The sequence below is a fragment of the Streptomyces sp. TBY4 genome (assembly GCF_024213195.1).
In the GTDB taxonomy this organism is placed as follows: Bacteria; Actinomycetota; Actinomycetes; order Streptomycetales; family Streptomycetaceae; genus Streptomyces.
The window spans coordinates 117914-142413 of the sequence record NZ_JANAVF010000009.1; the positions used below are offsets into that span (position 1 = coordinate 117914).

At 68.7% G+C, this 24500-nt stretch carries 19 protein-coding genes; 12 read left to right on the top strand and 7 right to left on the bottom strand.

Going from position 1 to position 24500, the window contains the following annotated elements; all coding sequences use genetic code 11:
• Positions 1 to 18 precede the first annotated feature (18 nt).
• The 4 genes from NLX94_RS22245 to NLX94_RS22260 form a co-directional block, all read right to left on the bottom strand.
• The gene (locus tag NLX94_RS22245; protein ID WP_254384757.1) at positions 19 to 1626 is read right to left on the bottom strand and encodes a glycerol-3-phosphate dehydrogenase/oxidase; all 1608 of its coding nucleotides are present in this window, start codon (positions 1624 to 1626) and stop codon (positions 19 to 21) included.
• Positions 1627 to 1669: 43 nt separating this feature from the next.
• Positions 1670 to 3196 (bottom strand): glycerol kinase GlpK, encoded by a 1527-nt coding sequence (gene glpK / locus NLX94_RS22250; protein ID WP_254384758.1) that lies wholly within the window; start codon positions 3194 to 3196, stop codon positions 1670 to 1672.
• Between the two features lie 78 nt (positions 3197 to 3274).
• Complete coding sequence (locus NLX94_RS22255; RefSeq protein ID WP_254384759.1) at positions 3275 to 4057, bottom strand: MIP/aquaporin family protein; 783 nt, start codon at positions 4055 to 4057, stop codon at positions 3275 to 3277.
• Positions 4058 to 4410: 353 nt separating this feature from the next.
• On the bottom strand, positions 4411 to 5178 hold the full coding sequence (locus NLX94_RS22260) for an IclR family transcriptional regulator (protein WP_254384760.1): 768 nt from the start codon (positions 5176 to 5178) through the stop codon (positions 4411 to 4413).
• 297 nt (positions 5179 to 5475) lie between these two features.
• Here NLX94_RS22260 and metH point away from each other — a divergent pair, with 297 nt between their 5' ends.
• The 4 genes from metH to NLX94_RS22280 all read left to right on the top strand — a co-directional run bounded on the left by metH (position 5476) and on the right by NLX94_RS22280 (position 13530).
• Positions 5476 to 8985, top strand: a complete 3510-nt coding sequence (gene metH, locus NLX94_RS22265) for a methionine synthase (RefSeq protein WP_254384761.1) — start codon at positions 5476 to 5478, stop codon at positions 8983 to 8985.
• A gap of 122 nt (positions 8986 to 9107) precedes the next feature.
• Entirely contained in the window at positions 9108 to 9809 is a 702-nt protein-coding gene (locus NLX94_RS22270) for an HAD family phosphatase (RefSeq protein ID WP_254384762.1), read from the top strand.
• Positions 9810 to 10288: 479 nt separating this feature from the next.
• Positions 10289 to 11893: an ABC transporter substrate-binding protein gene (locus NLX94_RS22275; RefSeq protein ID WP_254384763.1), complete on the top strand. Its 1605-nt coding sequence runs from the start codon at positions 10289 to 10291 to the stop codon at positions 11891 to 11893.
• A gap of 56 nt (positions 11894 to 11949) precedes the next feature.
• Complete coding sequence (locus NLX94_RS22280) at positions 11950 to 13530, top strand: ABC transporter substrate-binding protein (protein WP_254384764.1); 1581 nt, start codon at positions 11950 to 11952, stop codon at positions 13528 to 13530.
• Between the two features lie 94 nt (positions 13531 to 13624).
• On the opposite strand, the gene NLX94_RS22285 is transcribed toward NLX94_RS22280, so the two are convergent.
• Together NLX94_RS22285 and NLX94_RS22290 are read right to left on the bottom strand one after the other, a co-directional pair.
• On the bottom strand, positions 13625 to 14299 hold the full coding sequence (locus NLX94_RS22285; protein ID WP_254384765.1) for a response regulator transcription factor: 675 nt from the start codon (positions 14297 to 14299) through the stop codon (positions 13625 to 13627).
• 85 nt (positions 14300 to 14384) lie between these two features.
• Positions 14385 to 15299: a RecB family exonuclease gene (locus tag NLX94_RS22290; protein ID WP_374684007.1), complete on the bottom strand. Its 915-nt coding sequence runs from the start codon at positions 15297 to 15299 to the stop codon at positions 14385 to 14387.
• 241 nt (positions 15300 to 15540) lie between these two features.
• Here NLX94_RS22290 and NLX94_RS22295 point away from each other — a divergent pair, with 241 nt between their 5' ends.
• From NLX94_RS22295 to NLX94_RS22305, 3 genes are all read left to right on the top strand, one after another.
• Positions 15541 to 16674: a site-2 protease family protein gene (locus NLX94_RS22295; RefSeq protein WP_374684011.1), complete on the top strand. Its 1134-nt coding sequence runs from the start codon at positions 15541 to 15543 to the stop codon at positions 16672 to 16674.
• A gap of 18 nt (positions 16675 to 16692) precedes the next feature.
• Complete coding sequence (locus NLX94_RS22300) at positions 16693 to 17622, top strand: tRNA (adenine-N1)-methyltransferase (RefSeq protein ID WP_254384768.1); 930 nt, start codon at positions 16693 to 16695, stop codon at positions 17620 to 17622.
• A 231-nt stretch (positions 17623 to 17853) separates the two neighbouring features.
• The gene (locus NLX94_RS22305; RefSeq protein ID WP_254384769.1) at positions 17854 to 18498 is read left to right on the top strand and encodes a hypothetical protein; all 645 of its coding nucleotides are present in this window, start codon (positions 17854 to 17856) and stop codon (positions 18496 to 18498) included.
• A gap of 4 nt (positions 18499 to 18502) precedes the next feature.
• Here the strand turns inward: NLX94_RS22305 and NLX94_RS22310 are convergent, their stop codons facing one another.
• A complete protein-coding gene (locus NLX94_RS22310) occupies positions 18503 to 18823 on the bottom strand; it encodes a ferredoxin (RefSeq protein WP_254384770.1) in 321 nt (106 codons plus the stop codon).
• Positions 18824 to 19087: 264 nt separating this feature from the next.
• Between NLX94_RS22310 and arc the strand changes: the two genes are divergently transcribed.
• The 5 genes from arc (at position 19088) to prcB (ending at position 24460) form a co-directional block, all read left to right on the top strand.
• Positions 19088 to 20854: a proteasome ATPase gene (arc, locus tag NLX94_RS22315; protein ID WP_254384771.1), complete on the top strand. Its 1767-nt coding sequence runs from the start codon at positions 19088 to 19090 to the stop codon at positions 20852 to 20854.
• A 251-nt stretch (positions 20855 to 21105) separates the two neighbouring features.
• Positions 21106 to 22617: a depupylase/deamidase Dop gene (dop, locus tag NLX94_RS22320; protein ID WP_254384772.1), complete on the top strand. Its 1512-nt coding sequence runs from the start codon at positions 21106 to 21108 to the stop codon at positions 22615 to 22617.
• 193 nt (positions 22618 to 22810) lie between these two features.
• Entirely contained in the window at positions 22811 to 23023 is a 213-nt protein-coding gene (locus NLX94_RS22325) for a ubiquitin-like protein Pup (RefSeq protein WP_133898495.1), read from the top strand.
• Between the two features lie 157 nt (positions 23024 to 23180).
• The gene (locus NLX94_RS22330; protein ID WP_308402490.1) at positions 23181 to 23669 is read left to right on the top strand and encodes an endonuclease VII domain-containing protein; all 489 of its coding nucleotides are present in this window, start codon (positions 23181 to 23183) and stop codon (positions 23667 to 23669) included.
• The gene (gene prcB, locus NLX94_RS22335; RefSeq protein WP_254384774.1) at positions 23621 to 24460 is read left to right on the top strand and encodes a proteasome subunit beta; all 840 of its coding nucleotides are present in this window, start codon (positions 23621 to 23623) and stop codon (positions 24458 to 24460) included. Before NLX94_RS22330 ends, prcB begins: the two co-directional genes overlap by 49 nt.
• The last annotated feature ends 40 nt before the right edge of the window (positions 24461 to 24500 follow it).

Consider the following 24500-nt stretch of genomic DNA (forward strand, 5'->3'; position numbering starts at 1 on the left):
GCCCACTCACGCCACCGGCTATGCCTTGTGGGCCAGCATCTCCTCGACCCGGCCGCGCACTTCGGCGCTGTCCAGACCGCGGACCGTCACCGTCGTGCGGCGGCGCAGCACGTCGTCCGCCGTCTCGGCCCACTCGTTGTCCCGGGCGTAGGCGACCTGCGCCCAGATCTCCGGACCGTCGGGGTGGATCCGCTCGGCCAGCGCCGGGTCCTCGTTGGCCAGGCGCGCGATGTCGAAGGCGAGCGAGCCGTAGTGCGAGGCCAGGTGGCGCGCGGTCAGCGGGTCCATCCGGGAGCCCGGCTCACGGTCCACGAGCAGCCGGTGCGCCACCGCGTTCGGGTTGGCGACACCGGGCAGCGCGATCCGTCGTACGAGGGACTTCACCGGCTCCATGTCCTCGGTCAGCGGGCTGCCCGGGAGCTTGGCCAGCTTCTCCATGACCACGCGGCCGATGTGCCGGTACGTGGTCCACTTGCCGCCGGCCACCGACAGCATGCCGCCCGCGCCCTCGGAGACCACCGTCTCGCGCTTGGCCTTCTCCACCCCGCCCGGGCCGCCGGGCAGCACGCGCAGGCCCGCGAAGGCGTACGTCATCAGCGAGCGGTCCAGATCGGCGTCCTTCACCGAGAAGGCCGCCTCGTCCAGGATCTGCTGGATGTCGGCCTCGGTGGCGCGGACGTCCGCCGGGTCGCCCTCGTAGACCTCGTCGGTGGTGCCCAGCAGCAGCTGGTCCTCCCACGGCAGGGCGAAGGTGATGCGGTACTTGTCGATCGGGGTGGCCATGGCGGCCTTCCACGGCGACTTGCGCTTCATCACGATGTGCGCGCCCTTGGAGAGGCGGATCGAGGGCATCGAGTGCTTGTCCTCCATGCGCCGCAGGTGGTCCACCCACGGGCCGGTGGCGTTCAGCACGACGCGGGCGTCCACGCCGAACTCGGTGCCGTCGAGGCGGTCCTTGAGCTCGGCGCCGGAGACCCGGCCGCGCGTCATGCGCAGACCGGTGACCTCGGCGTGGTTCAGGACGACCGCGCCCGACTCGACGGCCGCGCGGACCGTCATGACGGCGACGCGCGAGTCGTTCATCTGGTGGTCGTAGTAGACCGCGACGGCCTTGAGGTCGTCCGTCTTCAGACCGGGGTTGTCGGCGGCGGCACGGGCCGGAGAGATGATCTTGCCCATGCCGTCGCCGAAGGCCGACAGCGCCGAGTACGCGAACACGCCCGCGCCCAGCTTCGCCGCGCCCACCGGACCGCCCTTGTACACGGGGAGGTAGAAGGTGAGCGGGTTGACCAGGTGCGGGGCCACGTCCTTGGCCAGCACCCGGCGCTCGTGGTGGTTCTCGGCGACCAGCTTGACCGAACCGGTCTGCAGGTAGCGCAGGCCGCCGTGGACGAGCTTGGAGGAGGCCGAGGAGGTGGCGCCGGCGAAGTCGCCGGCGTCCACCATGGCGACCCGCAGACCCGACTGCGCGGCGTGCCAGGCCACCGAGGTGCCCAGGATTCCACCGCCGATGACCAGCAGGTCGTACGTGGCCTTCGCCAGCTGCTCACGGGTCTCGGCGCGGCTCGCGTTCGAACCCGCGGTCGGGTGCGTGCCCAGGGTGGGAACGCTCTGCAGGGTGCTCATGTCCGTTGACTCCTACTTGCTCGTCGATTGCGCTGCTGTGCGGTCAGCTGGCGTCTTCGTCATCGACCCAGCCCATGGACCGCTCCACGGCCTTGAGCCAGCTCTTGTACTCGCGCTCCCGCTGCTCGGCGGGCATCCGCGGGGTCCACTCCGCCGCGCGGCGCCAGTTGGCGCGCAGGGCGTCGGTGTCGGGCCAGAAGCCGACGGCCAGGCCGGCGGCGTAGGCGGCGCCGAGGCAGGTGGTCTCGGCGACCATCGGGCGCACCACGGGGGCGTCCACGAAGTCGGAGAGGGTCTGCATCAGCAGGTTGTTGGAGGTCATGCCGCCGTCGACCTTGAGGGCGGCGAGCTCGACGCCCGAGTCCTTGGTCATGGCGTCGGTGATCTCGCGGGTCTGCCAGGCGGTGGCCTCCAGGACGGCACGGGCGATGTGCGCCTTGGTGACGTACCGGGTGAGGCCGGCGATCACACCGCGGGCGTCGGAGCGCCAGTACGGGGCGAACAGGCCGGAGAAGGCGGGCACGAAGTACGCGCCGCCGTTGTCCTCGACGGAGGAGGCCAGGGTCTCGATCTCGGCCGCGGTCTTGATCATGCCCATCTGGTCGCGCATCCACTGGACGAGCGAGCCGGTGACGGCGATGGAGCCCTCCAGCGCGTAGACCGGCTTCTGGTCGCCGATCTGGTAGCCGACCGTGGTCAGCAGGCCGCTGTAGGAGTTGATGATCTTGTCGCCGGTGTTCATCAGCATGAACGTTCCGGTGCCGTACGTGGACTTCGCCTCGCCCTCGGCGAAACAGGTCTGGCCGAACAGCGCGGCCTGCTGGTCACCGAGCGCCGAGGCGACCGGGACGCCCGCGAGGACGCCCTCCTTGACGTGGCCGTAGACCTCGGCGGAGGACTTGATCTCCGGGAGGACGTTCAGCGGCACCTCCATGGACTCGGCGATGCGCTCGTCCCAGGCCAGGGTGTGCAGGTTGAACAGCATGGTGCGCGAGGCGTTGGTGACGTCGGTGACGTGCACGCCGCCCTGGGCGCCGCCGGTCAGGTTCCAGATGACCCAGGAGTCCATGGTGCCGAAGAGGATGTCCCCGGCCTCGGCGCGCTCGCGCAGGCCCTCGACGTTGTCGAGCAGCCAGCGGATCTTCGGGCCGGCGAAGTAGCTCGCCAGCGGCAGGCCGGTCTCGCGGCGGAAGCGGTCCTGGCCGACGTTGCGGCCGAGCTCCTTGCACAGGGCGTCGGTGCGGGTGTCCTGCCAGACCAGCGCGTTGTGGACCGGCTCGCCGGTGTGGCGGTCCCACAGGACGGTGGTCTCGCGCTGGTTGGTGATGCCGACGGCCTTGACCTCGGCCGGGTCGATGTCGCCCTTGGAAAGGGCCCCCGCGACGACCTCCTGGACGTTGGTCCAGATCTCGGTGGCGTCGTGCTCGACCCAGCCCGGCTGCGGGAGGATCTGCGCGTGCTCCTTCTGGTCGACCGAGACGATGCGCCCGTCACGGTCGAAGACGATGCAGCGGGAGGAGGTGGTGCCCTGGTCGATCGCGGCGATGAAGGGGCCGGTGCTGCTGGTCATGGTGGCTGCTCCTGGCAGGTGTCGAAGTAGGCGGAATCAGAATGGCGGTGCGGGTGGTGCCGTGGTGCCGATTGCTGATCAGGCGAACGCGATGTTGTACAGACCGCCGGCGAGCGCGGCGCCCGCGAGGGGGCCGAGGACCGGGATCCAGGAGTAGCCCCAGTCCGAGCCGCCCTTGTTGGGCAGCGGCAGCAGGGCGTGGACGATGCGCGGGCCGAGGTCGCGCACCGGGTTGATGGCGTAACCGGTCGGGCCGCCGAGCGAGAGGCCGATGCCGACCACCACGAACGAGGTGATCAGGACGCCGATGACGCCGAGGCCCTTGCCGTTGTCCTGCAGGCCCTGGGTCAGGATGGCCAGGACCAGGACGGCGGTGCCGATGATCTCGGTCGTCAGGTTCTGGACGACATTGCGGATCTCGGGGCCCGTGGAGAAGATCCCGAGCACCGGGCCGGCCACGTCGTGCGGGTGCGGGTCCTCGGGACCGAGCTTCGCGTCACGGATGTGCTCCGGGTCGGACAGGTGCGCCCGGAACTGGCCGTAGTAGGCGAGCCACATCAGGACCGCGCCGATCATGGCGCCGAGCAGCTGGCCGGCGAAGTAGACCGGCACGTCGCCCCAGGCGCCGTCCTTGATCGCGATGCCGACCGTGACCGCCGGGTTGAGGTGCGCACCGGAGAGCGGCGCGGAGACGTAGGCGGCGATCAGGACGGCGAAACCCCATCCGAAGGTGATCGCGAGCCAGCCGGCGCCCCGGGCCTTGGAGCTCTTGAGCGTCAGGGCGGCGCACACGCCACCACCGAGCAGGGTGAGCAGGGCGGTACCGATGGTCTCGCCGATGAAGATGTCGGAGCTGGACACCCGCGACTCCTTTGTCGTTCAGGGGTGGTGACCGCCGGGTCCCTCCGGCGGTCACGCACTCGGTGAGTGCTGCACCGGTCCTTGGCCTTGCCACACCCTAACGCGTATTGCCGGTAGGTGTTCGACAATGCCGACCGATGAACGGCAGTTTTCCGCCTCCGTGAAGCGGGCGTCAAGAGCCCGCCGACCCAAAGGGCCGGATCGTTACCACACGGTAGGATCGAACAAATTAGGCCAATGGGTGATCATCAAACGCCAAAAACCACCCAACTGCCACATTTTGGCGGCTGCTGGGTGGTTCGTGTCCGTTCGCGACGGGGGTGATGCCGGAGGTTCGGCTCAGGGGGAGGGGGTCAGAACCGGCCCGCCCCGAGGTCCCGGGAGACCGACCGCGCGCAGTCCCGTACGGACGCCACGAGCGCGGCCCTGGGCTCACCGGACTCCCCGCACACCCGCTCCACGGCCCCCGCGACGGCGATCGCGCCCACGGGCATCCGGCGGCGGTCGTGGATGGGGGCCGCCACCGAGGCGATGCCCTCCCAGGTCTCCTCCACGTCACTGGCCCAGCCGCGGGCCCGCGTCAGGTCCAGAACCTCCTCGAAGCCCGCGCCGTCGGTGATGGTGCGGGGAGTCAGTGCCTCCCGCTCCGCATCCAGCGCCTCGGTGTGCGCCACCGGGTCGTACGCGGACAGCACCTTGCCCAGGGCCGTGGAGTGCAGCGGCTGCATCGCACCCACCTCCAGCACCTGACGGCTGTCGTCCGGCCGGAACACGTGGTGCATGATCAGCACCCCGCTCTTGTGCAGGACCCCCACGTACACGCTCTCCCCGCTCGCGCGGGCCAGGTCGTCCGTCCACACCAGGGCGCGCGCCCGCAGCTCGTGGACGTCCAGATAGCTGTTGCCCAGGCGCAGCAGCTCCGCGCCCAGCTGGTAGCGGCCCGAGGTCGGGTCCTGCTCCACGAACCCCTCGGCCTGCAGCGTGCGCAGGATCCCGTGCGCCGTTCCCTTGGCCAAGCCAAGGGAAGAGGCCACGTCCGAGAGCCCCAGCCGGCGCTCGCCGCCCGCCAGGAGCCGCAGCATCGCAGCGGCTCGTTCGAGCGACTGGATGTTCCGTGCCATCGCGCAGCCTCCTGCTGACGTAGTTCGACAATGCTGAACACTATCGGTCGATGCCGACTTCGTGCAGAACGAGGGCGACTCCCCGGAAGGGAGTCGTCCGCCGAGCCGTCCGGCGAGCCGTCCAGCACGTCGTCCACGAGGCTCGGCCGAAAGTCGCCGCCCCCCGGGCACAGAATGCAGTCCGCCACGTGGGACACCCTCACCGGGGCCGGGTCGGCACCGTTACCCTGGCCGCGTGCACCCTTGACACAGAGGGGGTGCAAAGCCGACAGCCGTCGCATCCCAGGGAGCTCAACCATGGCCTCGTTGCCGAACCCGCCCGCTGACACCCAGACCCGGGCCGATGCCCTCCGCCAGGCACTGGCGACCCGCGTGGTCGTCGCCGACGGAGCCATGGGAACCATGCTCCAGGCCCAGGACCCCACCCTGGACGACTTCCAGCAGCTCGAAGGCTGCAACGAGGTCCTCAACGTCACCCGCCCCGACATCGTGGCGAACGTGCACCGCGAGTACTTCGAGGCCGGCGTCGACTGCGTCGAGACCAACACCTTCGGCACCAACTACGCCGCCCTCGCCGAGTACGACATCGCCGACCGCAACCTCGAGCTGTCGGTGGCCGGCGCCCGGATCGCGCGTGAGGTCGCCGACGAGTTCACCGCCTCCACCGGACAGCAGCGCTGGGTCCTCGGCTCCATGGGCCCCGGCACCAAGCTCCCCACCCTGGGCCACATCGACTACGGCACCATCCGCGATGCCTACCAGATCAACGCCGAGGGCCTGATCACCGGCGGCGCCGACGCGCTCCTCGTCGAGACCACCCAGGACCTCCTGCAGACCAAGTCCTCCATCGTCGGCGCCCGCCGCGCCATGGAGGCCCTCGGCGTCTCCGTCCCGCTGATCTGCTCCGTGACCGTGGAAACCACCGGCACGATGCTCCTCGGCTCGGAGATCGGCGCCGCGCTCACCGCGCTGGAGCCCCTGGGCATCGACATGATCGGCCTGAACTGCGCCACCGGCCCCGCCGAGATGAGCGAGCACCTGCGCTACCTCGCGCGGAACTCCCGCATCCCCCTCTCCTGCATGCCCAACGCGGGCCTGCCCGTCCTCGGCAAGAACGGCGCGCACTACCCGCTGTCCGCCGCCGAGCTCGCCGACGCCCAGGAGACCTTCGTCCGCGAGTACGGCCTCTCCCTGGTCGGTGGCTGCTGCGGCACCACCCCCGAGCACCTGCGCCAGGTCGTCGAGCGCGTCCGCGGCCTGAACCCGGCTGTCCGTGAGCCGCGCCCCGAGCCGGGTGCGTCCTCGCTCTATCAGACCGTCCCCTTCCGCCAGGACATCTCGTACATGGCGATCGGTGAGCGGACGAACGCGAACGGGTCGAAGAAGTTCCGCGAGGCCATGCTGGAGGCGCGTTGGGACGACTGTGTGGAGATGGTCCGTGACCAGATCCGCGAGGGCGCGCACATGCTCGACCTGTGCGTGGACTACGTGGGCCGTGACGGTGTCGCCGACATGCAGGAGCTGGCCGGGCGTTTCGCGACGGCTTCCACGCTGCCGATTGTCCTGGACTCGACCGAGGTCCCCGTCCTGCAGGCGGGTCTGGAGAAGCTCGGTGGCCGGGCGGTCATCAACTCGGTGAACTACGAGGACGGCGACGGTCCCGAGTCGCGTTTCGCGAAGGTCACCCGCCTGGCCCAGGAGCACGGTGCCGCCCTCATCGCCCTCACGATCGATGAGGAGGGCCAGGCCCGTTCCGTCGAGCACAAGGTCGCCATCGCGGAGCGGCTGATCGAGGATCTGACGGGGAACTGGGGGATCCTCGAGTCGGACATCCTCATCGACACCCTGACGTTCACGATCTGCACCGGTCAGGAGGAGTCGCGGAAGGACGGGATCGCGACGATCGAGTCGATCCGCGAGCTCAAGCGCCGCCACCCCGACGTGCAGACGACGCTGGGTCTGTCGAACATTTCCTTCGGCCTGAACCCGGCCGCGCGTGTGCTGCTGAACTCGGTCTTCCTCGACGAGTGCGTCAAGGCCGGCCTGGACTCCGCGATCGTGCACGCCTCCAAGATCCTGCCGATCGCCCGCTTCGACGAGGAACAGGTCACCACCGCCCTCGACCTGATCTACGACCGCCGCGCCGAGGGTTATGACCCGCTGCAGAAGCTGATGGCGCTCTTCGAGGGCGTCAACACCAAGTCGATGAAGGCCGGCCGCGCCGAGGAACTCCTCGCGCTGCCGCTGGACGAGCGCCTCCAGCGCCGCATCATCGACGGTGAGAAGAACGGCCTGGACGCCGACCTCGACGAGGCGCTGGAGACCCGCCCCGCCCTCGACATCGTCAACGACACCCTCCTGGAGGGCATGAAGGTCGTCGGCGAGCTCTTCGGCTCCGGGCAGATGCAGCTGCCGTTCGTGCTGCAGTCCGCCGAGGTCATGAAGACCGCGGTGGCGCATCTGGAACCGCACATGGAGAAGAGCGACGACGAGGGCAAGGGCACCATCGTGCTGGCCACCGTCCGCGGGGACGTCCACGACATCGGCAAGAACCTCGTCGACATCATCCTGACCAACAACGGCTACAACGTCGTCAACATCGGTATCAAGCAGCCGGTCTCCGCGATCCTGGAAGCCGCGCAGGAGCACAAGGCCGATGTCATCGGGATGTCGGGCCTGCTGGTCAAGTCCACGGTGATCATGAAGGAGAACCTGGAGGAGCTCAACCAGCGCAAGCTGGCGGCCGACTACCCGGTCATCCTCGGCGGCGCCGCCCTGACCCGTGCCTACGTCGAGCAGGACCTCCACGAGATCTACGAGGGCGAGGTCCGCTACGCCCGCGACGCCTTCGAGGGCCTGCGCCTCATGGACGCCCTCATCGCCGTCAAGCGCGGGGTCCCCGGCGCCACCCTCCCCGAACTCAAGCAGCGCCGCGTCGCCAAGCGCGACACTCCGCTCCAGGTCGAGGAGGCCGAAGAGCCCGGCGGCCGCTCGGACACGTCCATCGACAACCCGGTGCCCACCCCGCCGTTCTGGGGCACCCGCGTCGTCAAGGGCATCCCGCTCAAGGACTACGCCTCCTGGCTCGACGAAGGCGCCCTCTTCAAGGGCCAGTGGGGCCTGAAGCAGGCCCGCGCGGGCGGAGCCACGTACGAGGAGCTCGTCGAGAGCGAGGGACGCCCGCGCCTGCGCGGCCTCCTCGACAAGCTGCACACCGAGAACCTCCTCGAAGCCGCCGTCGTCTACGGCTACTTCCCCTGCGTCTCCAAGGGCGAGGACCTGATCATCCTCGACGAAGCCGGCAACGAGCGGACCCGCTTCACCTTCCCGCGCCAGCGCCGCGGCCGCCGCCTGTGCCTCGCCGACTTCTTCCGCCCCGAGGAATCCGGCGAGATCGACGTCGTCGGCCTCCAGGTCGTCACCGTCGGCTCCAAGATCGGCGAAGCCACCGCCAAGCTCTTCGAATCCGACTCCTACCGCGACTACCTGGAGCTCCACGGCCTCTCCGTCCAGCTCGCCGAGGCCATGGCCGAGTACTGGCACGCCCGCGTCCGCGCCGAGCTCGGCTTCGGCGGCGAGGACCCCGCCAAGGTCGAGGACATGTTCGACCTGAAGTACCGCGGAGCCCGCTTCTCCCTCGGCTACGGCGCCTGCCCCGACCTGGAGGACCGCGCCAAGATCGCCGACCTCCTCCAGCCGGAGCGCATCGGCGTCCACCTCTCCGAGGAATTCCAGCTCCACCCCGAACAGTCCACCGACGCCATCGTCATCCACCACCCCGAAGCGAAGTATTTCAACGCACGCTGAGACAGACCGGCGTACACTGGTCGGTCCCATACAGGCCGGTCACCTGTTGTCCCCCGAGCACGCCCGAGGGACGAGGTGACCGGCCTTGTCGTCCCCCGAGGACCCTGCAGAAAGGTGCGCGCATGACGAGCACAGTCCCCGCCCCCGTGGCCCGTACGGCCGACGGACATGCCCTGCAGGCGGTACTGCTCGACATGGACGGCACCCTCGTGGACACCGAGGGCTTCTGGTGGGAGATCGAGGTCGACGTCTTCGGCGAGCTCGGCCACCGCCTCGACGAAGCCTGGCGCGACATCGTCGTCGGCGGCCCCATGACCCGCAGCGCGGGCTTCCTCATCGAATCCACCGGCGCAGAGATCGGCCTCGCCGAACTCACCGTCCTGCTCAACGAGCGCTTCGAAGCCCGCATCGCCGACCGCGTCCCGCTCATGCCCGGCGCCGAACGCCTCCTGACCGAACTGGCCCGGCACAACGTCCCCACCGCCCTGGTCTCCGCCTCCCACCGCCGCGTCATCGACCAGGTCCTGCTCACCCTCGGCCGCGACCGCTTCACCCTGACCGTCGCCGGCGACGAGGTCCCCCGCACCAAGCCGCACCCCGACCCCTACCTCCTCGCCGCCCACACCCTCGGCGCCCACCCCTCGCGCTGCGCCGTCATCGAGGACACCGCCACCGGGGTCGCCGCCGCCGAAGCCGCCGGATGCAGGGTCGTCGCCATCCCCTCCGTGGGCCGCATCGCACCCGCCCCCGGCCGCACCATCGTCAGCTCCCTCGAGGACGTGGACCTGCCCTTCCTGCGCTCCCTCATCACTCCGCTGAACTGACCGCGCACGCTCCGTACCGGACGATCCGCCCCAGGACCAAAGTCCCGCGGGCGGATCTCCCGCGCCCTACCCCGGAGGCCGAAATTCCATCCCCGCCGGGGGAGTTGTCCCAGGTGACCTTTGTCACCCGCAAAGCCCCCTTCGCACCACTGCGCGCCCTCCCGCACCACCCCTTGTGTCCCCATTGATCAGCACCTGACCGAATCTGCGCACAGCCCCGCGCACACCCCCGGTCAGCTCCCGCGACGGAGCGCCAACGCCCCCGCGCCACACGGTTCAAGCCACCCCTCCGCAGGCCACTAATGTCGATCCGGGCACTGCGCCGCACCTCAGCCGTCCCGGATACACACCCCTGTTCCGGAACCGCGTGGACCGATCGTCACACCACCGGCCCGATCGTTCCGCCCAGAACGGGCGACCGTCGCGATGCCCTCCACGCCAGCTTTGAACAAGTGCCGGGTCGAGGGAGTACTTCCAGCATGAACCGCAAGACCATGGCGCTGACGGCAGCCGCCGGACTGCTCACCCCCGCGCTGACCGCATGCGGCAGCACCAGCGGCGCAGGAGCAGGATCCGGAACGATCGTCGTCGGCACCACCGACCGGTTCGAGGCGGCCGAATACGCCCCCGCCCCGCTCGACCCCGCCTACGCCTACGACGCCGGCACCTGGAACATCCTCCGCCAGACCGTCCAGACCCTGATGCACACCCCGCGCGGCGGCGGCAGCCCCGTCCCCGAAGCAGCCTCCGCCTGCCGCTTCACCGACACCGGCAACGAGAGCTACCGCTGCGTCCTGCGCCCCGGCCTCACCTTCGCCGACGGCACCCCCCTCACCGCACAGGACGTCAAGTTCTCCATCGAACGCGTCCTCGCCATCAAGGACGAGAACGGCCCCTCCTCGCTGCTCTCCACCGTCGACACCGTCGAGACCAAGGGCACCGACACCGTCGTCTTCCACCTCAAGACCGCCGACGCCACCTTCCCGCAGAAGCTCTCCACCCCCGCCGCGGGCATCGTCAGCGCCAAGAAGTACGACGCCAAGAAGCTCCGCACCGGCTTCTCCGTCGACGGCTCCGGCCCCTACACGATGAAGGCCGAAGTCAAGGACAACCGCCTCGTCCGCGCCGTCTTCACCAAGAACCCCCGCTACAAGGGCGATCTGAAGCTCCAGAACGACAAGGCCGAACTGCGCACCTTCGACGAATCCGACGCCATGGGCAAGGCCCTGGAACGCGGCACCGTCCACATGGCAGCGCGCACCCTGTCGCCCGCCCAGATCACCGAACTCTCCGCCAAGCCCCCCAAGGGCATCAAGCTCGTCCCCCTGCCCGGCCTGGAGATCCGCTACCTCGGCTTCAACACCGACGCCCCCGGAGTCAAGGACAAGGCCGTACGCCAGGCCCTCGCCGCCGCCGTCGACCGCCGCGCCCTCATCAGCAAGGTCTACGGCGCCGCCGCGCAGCCCCTGTACTCCCTGGTCCCCACCACCGTCAGCGGCCACGTCAACTCCTTCTTCAACAAGTACGGCGAGGCCAACACCGCCAAGGCCGCCGACCTGCTGAAGGCCGCCGGGATCAAGACCCCGGTCAAGCTGACCCTCAACTACACCAACGACCACTACGGCGACGGCACCGCGGCCGAGTTCGAAGCCCTCAAGACCCAGCTGAACTCCACCCAGCTCTTCGACATCACCGTCCAGGGCACCGACTGGGCCGCCTTCCGCCCCGCGCAGAAGAAGGGCGACTACGCCGCCTACGGGCTCGGCTGGTTCCCCGACTACCCCGACGCCGACAACTTCCTCGCCCCCTTCCTGGAGCAGGACAACTTCCTGGGCACGCCGTACGCCAACACCACGGTGCGCACCAAGCTCATCCCCGAATCGCGCCGCGCCGTCGACCGGGGCGTCGCCGGACCCGCGATCGCGGAGATGCAGGACATCGTCGCCGAGGACGTACCCGTCCTGCCCCTGTGGCAGGGCAAGCAGTACGTCGCCGCACGCGACGGGATCACCGGAGTGGAGTGGTCGGTCAACGCCATCTCCGACCTCCAGCTGTGGGAACTCGGCCGCGGCGTCAGCGGCTGACCCTCCCGGCACCACCACCAGACCAGCCAGTAAGCAAGACTGAGAAGGATGTTCGCGTGAAGACACGGAACCAGTGGTTGGCCGCCCCGCTCGGAGCGGCCACCGCCGCCGCGCTGCTCAGCGGTTGCGGGGTGACGGACGGCACCGGCGCCGGCAGCGGCAAGGGCGTCGTCATGGGCATATCCGACAAGGTGAAGGCCACCGACCCCGCCTCGGGCTACGACCCCGGCTCCTGGCTGCTCTTCAACAACGTCTTCCAGTCCCTGCTCAGCTTCCCCAAGGGCGGCACCACCCCCGAACCCGACGCCGCCCAGTCCTGCGGCTTCCAGGGCGCCGAGAGCAAGACCTACCTCTGCAACCTGCGCGGCGGCCTGAAGTTCAGCAACGGCAACAGCCTCACCGCCAAGGACGTCAAGTACTCCTTCGAGCGCACCCTCAAGATCAACGACGAGAACGGCCCCGCCGTCATGCTCGCGTCGATCGACACCATCGACACCCCCGACGACAAGACCGTCGTCTTCCACCTCAAGACCCCCGACGCGACCTTCCCCAGCAAGATCGCATCCGGCGCCGGCTCCATCGTCGACCACACCCAGTACCCCGCGGACAAACTCCGCACCGACGGCAAGGCCTTCGGCTCCGGCGTCTACAAACTGGACTCCATCACCGACAAGAGCGCCTCCTTCTCCGTCAACGACAGCTACAACGGCAAGGCCAAGCCGAAGAACAGCGGCGTCACCATGAAGTTCTTCAACGAGGACCAGGCCGCCCTCAAGAAGGTCCTCGAAAGCGGAGACGTCGACTTCGCCTTCCGCGGCCTCGCCGCCAAGGACATCGCCGGCCTCGCCTCCCAGACCGGCGACCAGAAGGTCGAGGTCGTCCAGGGCGCCGGAGCCGAAGTCGAACACCTCGTCTTCAACACCGCCGACCCCGTCGCCGGAAAGCTCCCCGTCCGCAAGGCCATCGCCTACCTCGTCGACCGCGAGGCCCTCGTCCGCGAGGTCTACGACGGCACCGCCACCCCGCTCTACTCCATCGTCCCGGCCGGCATCGCCTCCCACACCACCGCCTTCTTCGACCGCTACGGCGGCACCCCCCAGCCCGAGAAGGCCAAGGCGGCCCTGCGCACCGCCGGCATCAAGGACAAGGTCAAGATCACCCTGTACTCGACGCCCACCCGCTACGGGCCCTCGACCGACCAGGAATTCCAGCTCATCGCCAAGCAGCTCAACGACAGCGGCCTCTTCGAAGCCGACGTCAAGTCCGTCGAGTTCGAGCAGTACGAGAAGGACATCCAGGCGGGCAAGTACGGCGTCTACGTCAAGGGCTGGGTCCCCGACTACCCCGACGCCGACAACTTCACGCAGCCCTTCTTCGGCCCCGACAACGTCCTGCACAACAACTACGACAACAAGGAGATCACCGGGACGATCATCCCGTCGACCTCCGCCAAGTCCGACCGCGGCTCCGCCAGCGCCGACTACGCCCGCCTCCAGGACATCGTCGCCGACGAGATCCCCCTGCTCCCGCTCTGGCAGAGCAAGCAGTACGCCGTCGCCCGCCAGAACGTCACCGGCCTGCAGTGGTCCCTGGACGCCTCCACCGTCTTCCGCTTCTGGGAGATCAGCAAGGGCTGAGCACCACCGCCACGACGACGGGCCCGCCTCCGCACCAGCGGAAGCGGGCCCGTACCCGTACCTGTATTCGTGAAGCTGGGGCGGCCCCGGCCGCCTACTGACCGGCCCCCGGACGCACCAGACCGCTCTCGTACGCATACACCGCCGCCTGCACCCGGTCCCGCAGACCCAGCTTCGTCAGCACATGACCCACATGCGTCTTCACCGTCGTCTCGCTCACGAACAGATCCGCCGCGATCTCCGCGTTCGACAACCCCCGGGCCACCAGCTTCAGCACCTCGACCTCGCGCTCCGTCAACGAAGCGATCATGTCCGGAACGCTGTCCTCACCCGACGGCAGATGCCCCGCGTACTTGTCCAGCAGCCGCCGCGTGATGCTCGGCGCCAGCATCGCCTCGCCACCCGCCACCACCCGGATCGCCTGCACCAGCTCCGCCGCCGGCGCATCCTTCAGCAAGAACCCGCTGGCCCCCGCCCGCAGCGCCTCCACCACGTACTCGTCCAGATCGAACGTCGTCAGCACCAGCACCTTCGCCGGACCGTCCCGCCCCGGACCCGTGATCTGCCGCGTCGCCTCCACCCCGTCCATCCGCGGCATCCGGATGTCCATCAGCACCACATCGGGCTGCAACGCCCGCACCTGGTCCAGCGCCTGCAGACCGTCCCCGGCCTCACCGACCACCGCCAAGTCCTGCTCCGCCTCCAGAATCATCCGGAAACCAGTACGCAGCAGCGGCTGATCGTCGACCAGCAGTACGCGGATGGCCACGGGGTCTACCTCGTCTTCTCGGGGGTTCTTCGGATTCATTCGGACCGCAACGCAGAACCCCGCCCATTCTGCCCTGGACCGAAGATCAGGATTCGCCCCGCCCGGCGGACGGCAGCGCCAGCGGATAGACCGGGGGAGTACCGCCGAACTCCGGACACACCGCCTGATGATCACACCAGCCGCACAGCTTCGACTGGCGCGGCCGCCAGTCACCCGTCTCCGTCGCCTCCCGGATCGCCTCCCACAGCGCCAGCAGCTTGCGCTCCATCCGCTCCAGATCCTCGATCACCGGGTCGTACGTCACCACGTCCCCGCTGCCCAGATACACCAGCTGCAGCCGCCGCGGCAGCACCCGCTTCAGCCGCCACACCACCAGCGCGTAGAACTTCATCTGGAACAGCGCACCCTCGGCGTACTCCGGCCGCGGCGCCTTCCCCGTCTTGTAGTCGACGATCCGCACCTCACCCGTCGGCGCCACGTCCACCCGGTCGATGATCCCGCGCAGCCGCAGCCCCGACTCCAGCTCCGTCTCCACGAAGAACTCCCGCTCCACCGGCTCCAGCCGCGTCGGGTCCTCCAGCGTGAACCACCGGTCCACCAACGCCTCGGCCTCCGTCAGCCAGCGCGCCAGCCCCGCCCCCTCATCACCCCCCGGGAACAGCTCCAGCAACTCCGGCTTCGCCTCCACCAGCCGGTCCCACTGCCCCGGAATCAACGCCTTCGCCCGCGGAGCCGTCCGCTCCGCCGCCGGATGATCGAAGAGCCGCTCCAGCACCGCGTGCACCAGCGTCCCCCGCGTCGCCGCCGCACTCGGCTTCTCCGGCAGCTTGTCGATCACCCGGAACCGGTACAGCAGCGGACACCGCATGAAATCGCTCGCCCGCGAAGGCGACAGCGAAGAAGGCGCCACGGCAGCCGGCACCGGCTCCACCGCCTGCGCCTGCGCGGGCACGGAACTGGTCACTGCGTCGTCCGGACCGCTGCCGGGGCTCGTCGTCATGGACAAAACCCTACGACCCGCCACCGACAGCACGCGCATACCATCGACGCCGACCCCCCTCGCACTGCATGATCGGAGCATCACACCGCGCGACGGCGCACCCGGACACCACGGGAAAAAACACCGGAACCACCGGCGCACCACCGCACCGGACAGCAGCGAACGAAGGACAACCGTGGCAGACACCGACGAAACCGGCGAGCGCGCGGGCCGGCGCTCAGGACCGGGCGGCGGACTCCTCATGGGCCGCCCCTTCGGCGTACCCGTCTACGTCTCGCCCAGCTGGTTCCTCGTCGCCGCCCTCATCACCTGGGTCTTCGGCGACCAGCTCGACCGGATCCTCCCCGAGCTCGGCACCCTGCGCTACCTCGTGGCCCTCTTCTTCGCCGTCGCCTTCTACGCCTCGGTCCTCGTCCACGAACTCGCCCACACCATCGCCGCCCTCCGCTTCAAACTCCCCGTACGCCGCATCCAGCTCCAGTTCTTCGGCGGCGTCTCCGAGATCGAGAAGGAATCCGAAACCCCCGGCCGCGAATTCGTCCTCGCCTTCGTCGGCCCCCTCCTCTCCCTCCTCCTCGCCGGCGCCTTCTACCTCGGCATGAAAACCGTCGAACCCGCCAGCGTCCCCGGCGTCCTCCTCGCCGGACTCATGATCTCCAACCTCCTCGTCGCCGCCTTCAACCTCCTCCCCGGCCTCCCCCTCGACGGCGGCCGCATGCTCCGCGCCGTCATCTGGGGCATCACCGGCAAACCCATGACCGGCACCATCGCCGCCGCCTGGGCCGGCCGCGCCCTCGCCGTCGCCGTCCTCCTCGGCCTGCCCCTCCTGAACTACACCGGGACCCTCGGCAACACCGCCGACGACATCGGCGGCATGGACACCGTCCTGGACGCCCTCCTCGCCGCCATCCTCGCCGGCATCATCTGGACCGGCGCCGGCAACAGCCTCCGCGTCGCCCGCCTGCGCGAACACCTCCCGGAACTCCACGCCCGCAAACTCACCCGCCGCGCCATCCCCGTCGAGAACGCCACCCCCCTCTCCGAAGCCCTCCGCCGCGCCAACGAAGCCGGCGCCCGCGCCCTCGTCATCGTCGACGGACTGGGAGACCCCACCGGCATCGTCCGCGAGAGCGCCATCGCCTCCGTCCCCGAACACCGCCGCCCCTGGGTCTCCACCGGCACCCTCGCCCAGGACCTCACCGACGGAATGAAGGTTTCAGCAGACCTCGGCGGCGAAGAACTCCTCGACCACCTCCGCGCCACCCCCGCCACCGAATACCTCGTCCTCCAGCCCGACGGCTCCATCTACGGCGTCCTGTCCACCCTCGACGTCGAAAAGGCCTTCGTGAAGGCCATGGCGCGGCCCCAGTCCTGAAGCCAATACACTGGTCACATGTCCGAACCGACCGGTGCCGCCCGCCGACGCGGGCCCTTCGAGGTCGGGGACCAGGTTCAGCTCACCGACCCCAAGGGCCGCCACTACACGTTCACGCTCGAAGCCGGGAAGAATTTCCACACCCACAAGGGTTCCTTCCCGCACGACGAGCTGATCGGCTCCCCCGAGGGAAGCGTTGTCCGTACCACGGGCAACGTCGCCTACCTCGCGCTGCGTCCCCTGCTCCCCGACTATGTCCTGTCCATGCCCCGCGGTGCCGCCGTGGTCTACCCCAAGGACGCCGGCCAGATCCTGGCCTTCGCCGACATCTTCCCCGGCGCCCGCGTCGTGGAAGCAGGCGTCGGCTCCGGCTCCCTGAGCAGCTTCCTGCTGCGCGCCATCGGCGACCAGGGCATGCTCCACAGCTACGAGCGACGCCCCGACTTCGCCGAGATCGCCACCGCCAACGTCGAGCGCTACTTCGGCGGCCCGCACCCCGCGTGGCAGCTGACCGTGGGCGACCTCCAGGACAACCTGTCCGACACGGACGTCGACCGCGTCATCCTCGACATGCTCGCCCCCTGGGAGTGCCTGGAGGCCGTCTCCAAGGCACTGGTCCCCGGCGGCATCCTCTGCTGCTACGTGGCCACCACCACCCAGCTCTCCCGGACCGTCGAATCCATCCGCGAGTTCGGCTGCTACGCCGAACCGCAGCCCTGGGAATCGATGATCCGCAACTGGCACGTCGAGGGCCTGGCCGTCCGCCCGGACCACCGCATGATCGGCCACACCGGCTTCCTCGTCACCGCCCGCCGCCTCGCCGACGGCGTCGAGCCCCCCATGCGCCGCCGCCGCCCCTCCAAGGGCGCCTACGGCGAGGACTACGAGGGCCCCGGCAGCCAGTCCGCCGCCAAGACCGCGGACACGGCCGAAGCCGCCGAGCGCTGAGCCGACCAGGACCGGCCCGCCACCCGGCAGGCCACCCCGCCCCACCAACAGACAGACGCTGTGGCGCAGTTCCCCCGAACAACCGGGAACTGCGCCACAGCGTCTTTTCGTTGTCCCGGGGGACGGCCCCGCGCGAGCGCCCCGGCCGGCCCGGACCCACCCGTTCCACCCCGATGTGAGGTGTGGCACGATGCTGGCTCCCCGTCACCCTTCGCACAGGAGACACCCCGCGTGCCGCACAGCCCCGCCGAGCCGGCGCCGAGCACACCCGCCCCGGCGCACCACCGGGCCCGGCCCGTCCACTGGCTGGCCACCGCCTCCGCCCTGGCCGCCGTCATAGCCGGCGCCGGACTCCTGCAGCCCGACCCGGCCACCGGAGCCTCCGCCGAACCGGCACGCCCCACGGCCGGCACGCCCGATACGAGCCCCGAGCCCGGCACGAGCCCCGCAAGCGGCCCCCGGGCGGCCGCGCCCGACGCGCACGCGGCCACGTACCCGCTGGACTGCCAGGGCGCCCCACAGGCCGTCACGGCCACCGCCGAAGGCGACCTCGACGGCGACGGACGCCCCGAAACCGTCGCGGCCGTCCGCTGCGACGCCGGCTCGGGCACCCCGCCGCACGCCCTCTACGTCCTCACCCGGGACCCGGCGAAGGGCGCCGCCCCCCGCGTCGTCGCGACACTCCTCGAAGCCGGCCGCAAGCAGACCGCGACCGACCTCACCGTCCGCGACGGAGTCGTCACCGCGACCCTCCTCGGGTACTCGTCGCCCGAAGTGCCCCGCTACAGCCCCGACACCAAGCAGCTCGCCAAGTGGCGGTGGACCGGCGGAAAATTCCGCCAGGAGCTGACGGATTCGTCCGCCACAGGTGTTTGAACCGTCACTCCGCGTCTGGACCGAAAACCTCGACCCTGTCCGAAACCCGCCTTACATGGATGCAATCCCCGGGACATTCCTTCGCGGAATCCACCACGTCCTGAAGCAGCACCAGCGGAACCGGAGTGGTCGCCCCCGCCTCCACGAGCAACTCGTCGGCAGGGCTCTTCACGTACGCCAGACCATCGATGTCCAGCTCGAACACCTCCGGTGCGTACTGCACGCAGATGCCGTCGCCAGTGCAGAGGTCCTGGTCGATCCAGACCTCCAGCGGCTCTCCGGCCACGCCGGAACCTCCCGCGGAAGCCTCCTGCTGCACGGTCATATCTCCTGCCGTTCCCTGCTCTGAGTGATCCATCCCGGTCACTACGCGCGGCAAGTCGCACGAGCTCTGACGGGTGTTGAACACTTCGACCTTACAACCGGCCGCTTCCCGAGTTTGATGGGTGGGTATTTCCTTGGCGTGAGGGAGTACGCAAGGGTGAAGATCGGACACACCCCTACCGTCTTTGTGATCTAGGGGTTTCAATCACCACCAGCCCAGGTAGGGTCAGAAAGCGTCCAGCTCCCCTTGGAGGAGGTGAGGACCGTGGCAGCCCACGACGACGACATCAACCGCGGCATCCGGCCCGGGCGAGGGTCTGAGGACCCCGCCGGCCAGGTTGCCTATCTCGAGCAGGAAATCGCCGTCCTGCGACGTAAGCTCGCCGACTCTCCGCGACACACGAGGATTCTCGAAGAGCGGATCGTCGAGCTCCAGACAAACCTGGCAGGCGTCTCCGCACAGAACGAGCGGCTGGCGAACACCCTGCGCGAGGCCCGCGACCAGATCGTGGCCCTCAAGGAAGAAGTCGACCGGCTCGCACAGCCGCCGGCCGGCTTCGGAGTCTTCCTGCAGGCGAACGAAGACGGAACCGTCGACATCTTCACCGGCGGCCGAAAGCTCCGCGTGAACGTGAGCCCCAGCGTCGAACCGGAAGACCTCCGGCGCGGCCAGGAGGTCATGCTCAACGAGGCCCTCAACGTGGTCGAGGCCATGGAGTTCGAACGGGCCGGGGACATCGTCACCCTCAAGGAAATCCTCGAGGACGGCGAGCGCGCCCTGGTGGTCGGGCACACCGACGAGGAAAGGGTGGTGAGGCTCGCCGAGCCGCTCCTGGACGTCACCATCCGCCCCGGCGACTCCCTGCTGCTCGAACCCCGCTCCGGCTACGTCTACGAGATCGTCCCCAAGAGCGAGGTCGAAGACCTCGTCCTCGAAGAGGTCCCGGACATCGACTACGACAAGATCGGCGGCCTGGGCGACCAGATCGAACTGATCCGCGACGCCGTCGAGCTCCCCTACCTCTACCCCGACCTCTTCAAGGAACACGAACTGCGGCCCCCCAAGGGCATCCTGCTCTACGGCCCCCCCGGCTGCGGCAAGACGCTCATCGCCAAGGCCGTGGCCAACTCCCTTGCCAAGAAGGTCGCCGAGGTCACCGGCAAGGCCGCCGGAAAGTCCTACTTCCTCAACATCAAGGGCCCCGAGCTCCTCAACAAGTACGTCGGCGAGACCGAGCGGCACATCCGCCTCGTCTTCCAGCGTGCAAGGGAGAAGGCGAGCGAGGGCACCCCCGTCATCGTCTTCTTCGACGAGATGGAATCCCTCTTCCGCACCCGCGGATCCGGAGTCAGCTCGGACGTGGAGAACACCATCGTCCCCCAGCTGCTCGCCGAGATCGACGGCGTGGAAGGCCTGGAGAACGTCATCGTCATCGGCGCCTCCAACCGCGAGGACATGATCGACCCGGCCATCCTGCGCCCCGGCCGGCTCGACGTGAAGATCAAGATCGAGCGCCCCGGCGCCGAGGCCGCGAAGGACATCTTCGCGAAGTACCTCAAGGCCTCGCTGCCCCTGCACACGGACGACCTGTCCGAGCACCAGGGCTCCACCGCCGAAACCGTCCACAGCATGATCCAGACCGTCGTCGAGCAGATGTACGCCGAAACCGAGGAAAACCGCTTCCTCGAGGTCACGTACGCCAACGGCGACAAGGAAGTCCTCTACTTCAAGGACTTCAACTCGGGCGCGATGATCCAGAACATCGTGGACCGTGCGAAGAAGATGGCCATCAAGGCCTTCCTCGAGCACAACCAGAAGGGCCTTCGCGTCGCCCATCTCCTCCAGGCTTGCGTGGACGAGTTCAAGGAGAACGAAGACCTGCCCAACACCACCAACCCCGACGACTGGGCCCGAATCTCCGGAAAGAAGGGCGAGCGGATCGTATTCATCCGCACCCTCGTCACCGGAAAGCAAGGCGCGGACACCGGACGCTCCATCGACACGGTGGCCAACACCGGTCAGTACCTCTGACAAAGCGGGCCGGCTGCGGGCGCCCGGCAAGGGCACCCGCAGCCGACTGCTTTACCAGCTGCTCTTTTCAGCCGGTGACAGGGCAAAGTCAATGACTGAAATGATCTCCCCACCAGCGCGGAGTGGTTCTAGGCTCTTCCGTACCGCAGGTCGCGCAGTGCGGGGACGGGCACCGCACACGACGCACCGGAGCACCAGCGGTACTTGAGCGCCGCTCCCGAACGGGAGCGCCGCCGGGCAAGGAGGGCCGCATGACCGTACGGCGAGTAATGGGGATCGAGACGGAGTACGGGATCTCCGTCCCGGGGCACCCGAACGCCAATGCCATGCTCACCTCGTCCCAGATCGTCAACGCCTACGCGGCGGCGATGCACAGGGCGCGACGCGCCCGCTGGGACTTCGAGGAGGAGAACCCGCTGCGGGACGCCCGCGGCTTCGACCTCGCCCGCGAGGCCGCCGACCACAGCCAGCTCACCGACGAGGACATCGGCCTCGCCAACGTCATCCTCACCAACGGCGCACGCCTCTACGTGGACCACGCACACCCCGAGTACAGCTCCCCGGAGATCACCAACCCGCTCGACGCCGTCCTCTGGGACAAGGCCGGCGAGCGGATCATGGCCGAGGCCGCCGTCAGGGCCGCCCAGCTCCCCGGAGCCCAGCCGATCCACCTCTACAAGAACAACACCGACAACAAGGGCGCCTCCTACGGCACGCACGAGAACTACCTGATGAAGCGGGAAACCCCCTTCTCGGACATCGTGCGCCACCTCACCCCCTTCTTCGTCTCCCGCCTCGTCTACACCGGCGCCGGCCGCGTCGGCATCGGCCAGGACGGCCGCGAACACGGCTTCCAGATCAGCCAGCGCGCCGACTACTTCGAAGTCGAGGTCGGCCTCGAGACCACCCTCAAGCGCCCCATCATCAACACCCGGGACGAGCCGCACTCGGACGCCGAGAAGTACCGCCGGCTCCACGTGATCATCGGCGACGCCAACCTCTCCGAGATCTCCACCTACCTCAAACTCGGCACCACCGCACTCGTCCTGTCCATGATCGAAGACGGCTACATCAACGTCGACCTCGCCGTGGACCAGCCCGTGCGCACCCTCCACCAGGTCTCCCACGACCCCGACCTGCAGCACCTGATCACGCTGCGCAGCGGGCGGACGCTGACCGCCGTACAGCTCCAGATGGAGTACTACGAGCTGGCCAGGAAGTACGTGGAGGAGCGTTTCGGCTCCGACGCGGACGAGCAGACCAAGGATGTGCTGGCCCGCTGGGAGGACGTACTGGGCCGGCTGGAAACCGACCCGATGAGCCTGTCGGGGGAGCTCGACTGGATCGCCAAGCGGGAGATCCTGGAGGGCTACCGGCGCCGGGACGGCCTCGAATGGGACGCGGCCCGGCTCCACCTGGTGGACCTCCAGTACGCGGACGTACGGCCCGAGAAGGGGCTGTACAACCGCCTGGTGGCCCGCGGCAAGATGAAGCGGCTGCTGGAGGAGCCGGCGGTGGAACGGGCGCAGAGCAAGCCGCCGGAGGACACCCGGGCGTACTTCCGGGGGCGGTGCCTGGACCAGTACGCGGACGACGTGGCGGCGGCCTCGTGGGACTCGGTGATCTTCGATCTGCCGGGCCACGACTCCCTCCAGCGGGTCCCGACCCTGGAACCCCTGCGGGGCACGCGGGCCCACGTGAAGGAGCTCCTGGACCGCTGTCGTACGGCGGAGGACCTGGTCCGGGTGCTCTCGGGGCGGTAGGCCTTTCCGGTCCCCGGGGCGGGGGCTGAAAGGCCCCCGGCCCGGGAATCATGAAGACATCCGGACGTTATGAAAGTACCGGGACGGATGTCGGACCCTCCTTGTAGGGTCCGACGTAGAGTCTGATCTTGAGGGATCCCGAATTCGCGGGGTCTTTCACGTGAGCGTGCGAACCGAGCGGGGTGAGCTAGACATGGCGACCAAGGACACCGGCGGCGGACAGCAGAAGGCGCAGCGCTCGACCGAGGAGGTCGAGGAGGCCGCGGTCGAAGAATCGACCGACCTCAAGGAGCGACAGGAAAAGCTCTCCGACGACGTCGACTCCGTACTCGACGAAATCGATGATGTGCTCGAAGAGAACGCTGAGGATTTTGTTCGAAGCTTCGTTCAAAAGGGTGGCCAGTAGGGCCCTTTTGCCTTCGAAGTGAAGGTGAATCTGGTGGGCTGGCGTCATGTCTACGGAATCGAAGCTCTGTCGTGGATGTGGCCGCCAGCAGCCACTCAGTTCATTCGCAGCGAACCGTGCCACCAAGGACGGCTTGCAGGCCCGATGTCGGGAGTGCGTGGCGGCGTACGGAGCGGATTACTACCGGCGCCGCCGAGTCGAACAAGGCAAGCAGGTCTGGGAGAGGGCGGAGGTTCCGCCGGGGTGGAAGCAATGCCGTTCATGCGGCGAGGTCAAGCCGCACAGCGAATGGCATAAAAACGCGACCGCACCTGACGGGCTGGCCACTTGCTGCAAGCCCTGCAAAGCGGCGCGTGGGCGAGCGGGGCACCTCAAGCGGGCCTACGGAATCAGCGAGGCCGAGCGCGACGAGATGATCGCCGCCCAGGGCGGGGTCTGCGTGATCTGCCAAGAAGCTCCGGCGGAGCATGTGGATCACGATCACCAGACGGGTAAGGTCCGAGGCGTACTTTGCTTCGGCTGCAACGCGGGAATCGGGCAACTCAAGGATCGGCCGGACGTCTTGAGGCGTGCAGCCGCCTACGTGGAAGGAAACCTGTGGAACCCAACATTCGAAGCACAGGGCGTCTGCCGGCAGCCTTCCTGACGCCGGGGTCGTCGTCCTTCATGGACTTCTTGGGCGCGCACCAGCCCGAGATGCTACCGGGCAACCGCAAGCTGCCCGAGGGCGTCATCGAGGCGCCGCACGGGACGACCATCGTGGCCGCCACCTTCCCCGGCGGGGTGGTCCTCGCCGGTGACCGGCGGGCGACCATGGGGAATATGATCGCCCAGCGGGACATCGAGAAGGTGTTCCCGGCGGACGAGTACTCCGCCGTCGGCATCGCCGGCACCGCCGGTCTCGCGGTGGAGATGGTGAAGCTGTTCCAGCTGGAGCTGGAGCACTTCGAGAAGGTGGAGGGGGCGACCCTCAGCCTCGAGGGCAAGGCGAACCGGCTGTCGACCATGATCCGGAGCAATCTGGGCATGGCCATGCAGGGGCTGGCCGTCGTCCCGCTCTTCGCGGGGTACGACGAGGCCAAGGAGAAGGGCCGGATCTTCTCCTACGACGTGACCGGCGGCCGCTCCGAGGAGCACGGCTACGCCGCGACCGGGTCCGGCTCGATCTTCGCCCGCGGGTCGATGAAGAAGCTGTACCACTCCAAGTTGACGGAGGAGGAGGCCACGACGCTCGTCGTCCAGGCGCTGTACGACGCCGCCGACGACGACTCGGCCACCGGCGGTCCGGACCTCTACCGCCACATCTACCCCATCGTCACTGTCATGACGGACGAGGGATTCCGCAGGCTGTCGGACGAGGAGTCCTCGGAGCTGGCCCGCAAGATCACGAACCGGCGGCTGGAGCAGCCCGACGGTCCGCGTGCCGCACTGCTCTGACCTCTGACCTCCTCGTCGTCCAGAAGAAAGGGACGGAAAG

What these genes read in the sequence shown, in the direction of transcription:
- NLX94_RS22295 (WP_374684011.1), top strand. Translation starts at nt 15,541, where the DNA reads ATGGGCCGCCCCTTCGGCGTACCCGTCTACGTCTCGCCCAGCTGGTTC.
- NLX94_RS22310 (WP_254384770.1), bottom strand. Translation starts at nt 18,823, where the DNA reads ATGACCGTGCAGCAGGAGGCTTCCGCGGGAGGTTCCGGCGTGGCCGGA.
- metH (WP_254384761.1), top strand. Translation starts at nt 5,476, where the DNA reads ATGGCCTCGTTGCCGAACCCGCCCGCTGACACCCAGACCCGGGCCGAT.
- dop (WP_254384772.1), top strand. Translation starts at nt 21,106, where the DNA reads ATGACCGTACGGCGAGTAATGGGGATCGAGACGGAGTACGGGATCTCC.
- glpK (WP_254384758.1), bottom strand. Translation starts at nt 3,196, where the DNA reads ATGACCAGCAGCACCGGCCCCTTCATCGCCGCGATCGACCAGGGCACC.
- NLX94_RS22275 (WP_254384763.1), top strand. Translation starts at nt 10,289, where the DNA reads ATGAACCGCAAGACCATGGCGCTGACGGCAGCCGCCGGACTGCTCACC.
- NLX94_RS22245 (WP_254384757.1), bottom strand. Translation starts at nt 1,626, where the DNA reads ATGAGCACCCTGCAGAGCGTTCCCACCCTGGGCACGCACCCGACCGCG.
- NLX94_RS22260 (WP_254384760.1), bottom strand. Translation starts at nt 5,178, where the DNA reads ATGGCACGGAACATCCAGTCGCTCGAACGAGCCGCTGCGATGCTGCGG.
- NLX94_RS22300 (WP_254384768.1), top strand. Translation starts at nt 16,693, where the DNA reads ATGTCCGAACCGACCGGTGCCGCCCGCCGACGCGGGCCCTTCGAGGTC.
- NLX94_RS22290 (WP_374684007.1), bottom strand. Translation starts at nt 15,299, where the DNA reads ATGACGACGAGCCCCGGCAGCGGTCCGGACGACGCAGTGACCAGTTCC.
- NLX94_RS22270 (WP_254384762.1), top strand. Translation starts at nt 9,108, where the DNA reads ATGACGAGCACAGTCCCCGCCCCCGTGGCCCGTACGGCCGACGGACAT.
- NLX94_RS22325 (WP_133898495.1), top strand. Translation starts at nt 22,811, where the DNA reads ATGGCGACCAAGGACACCGGCGGCGGACAGCAGAAGGCGCAGCGCTCG.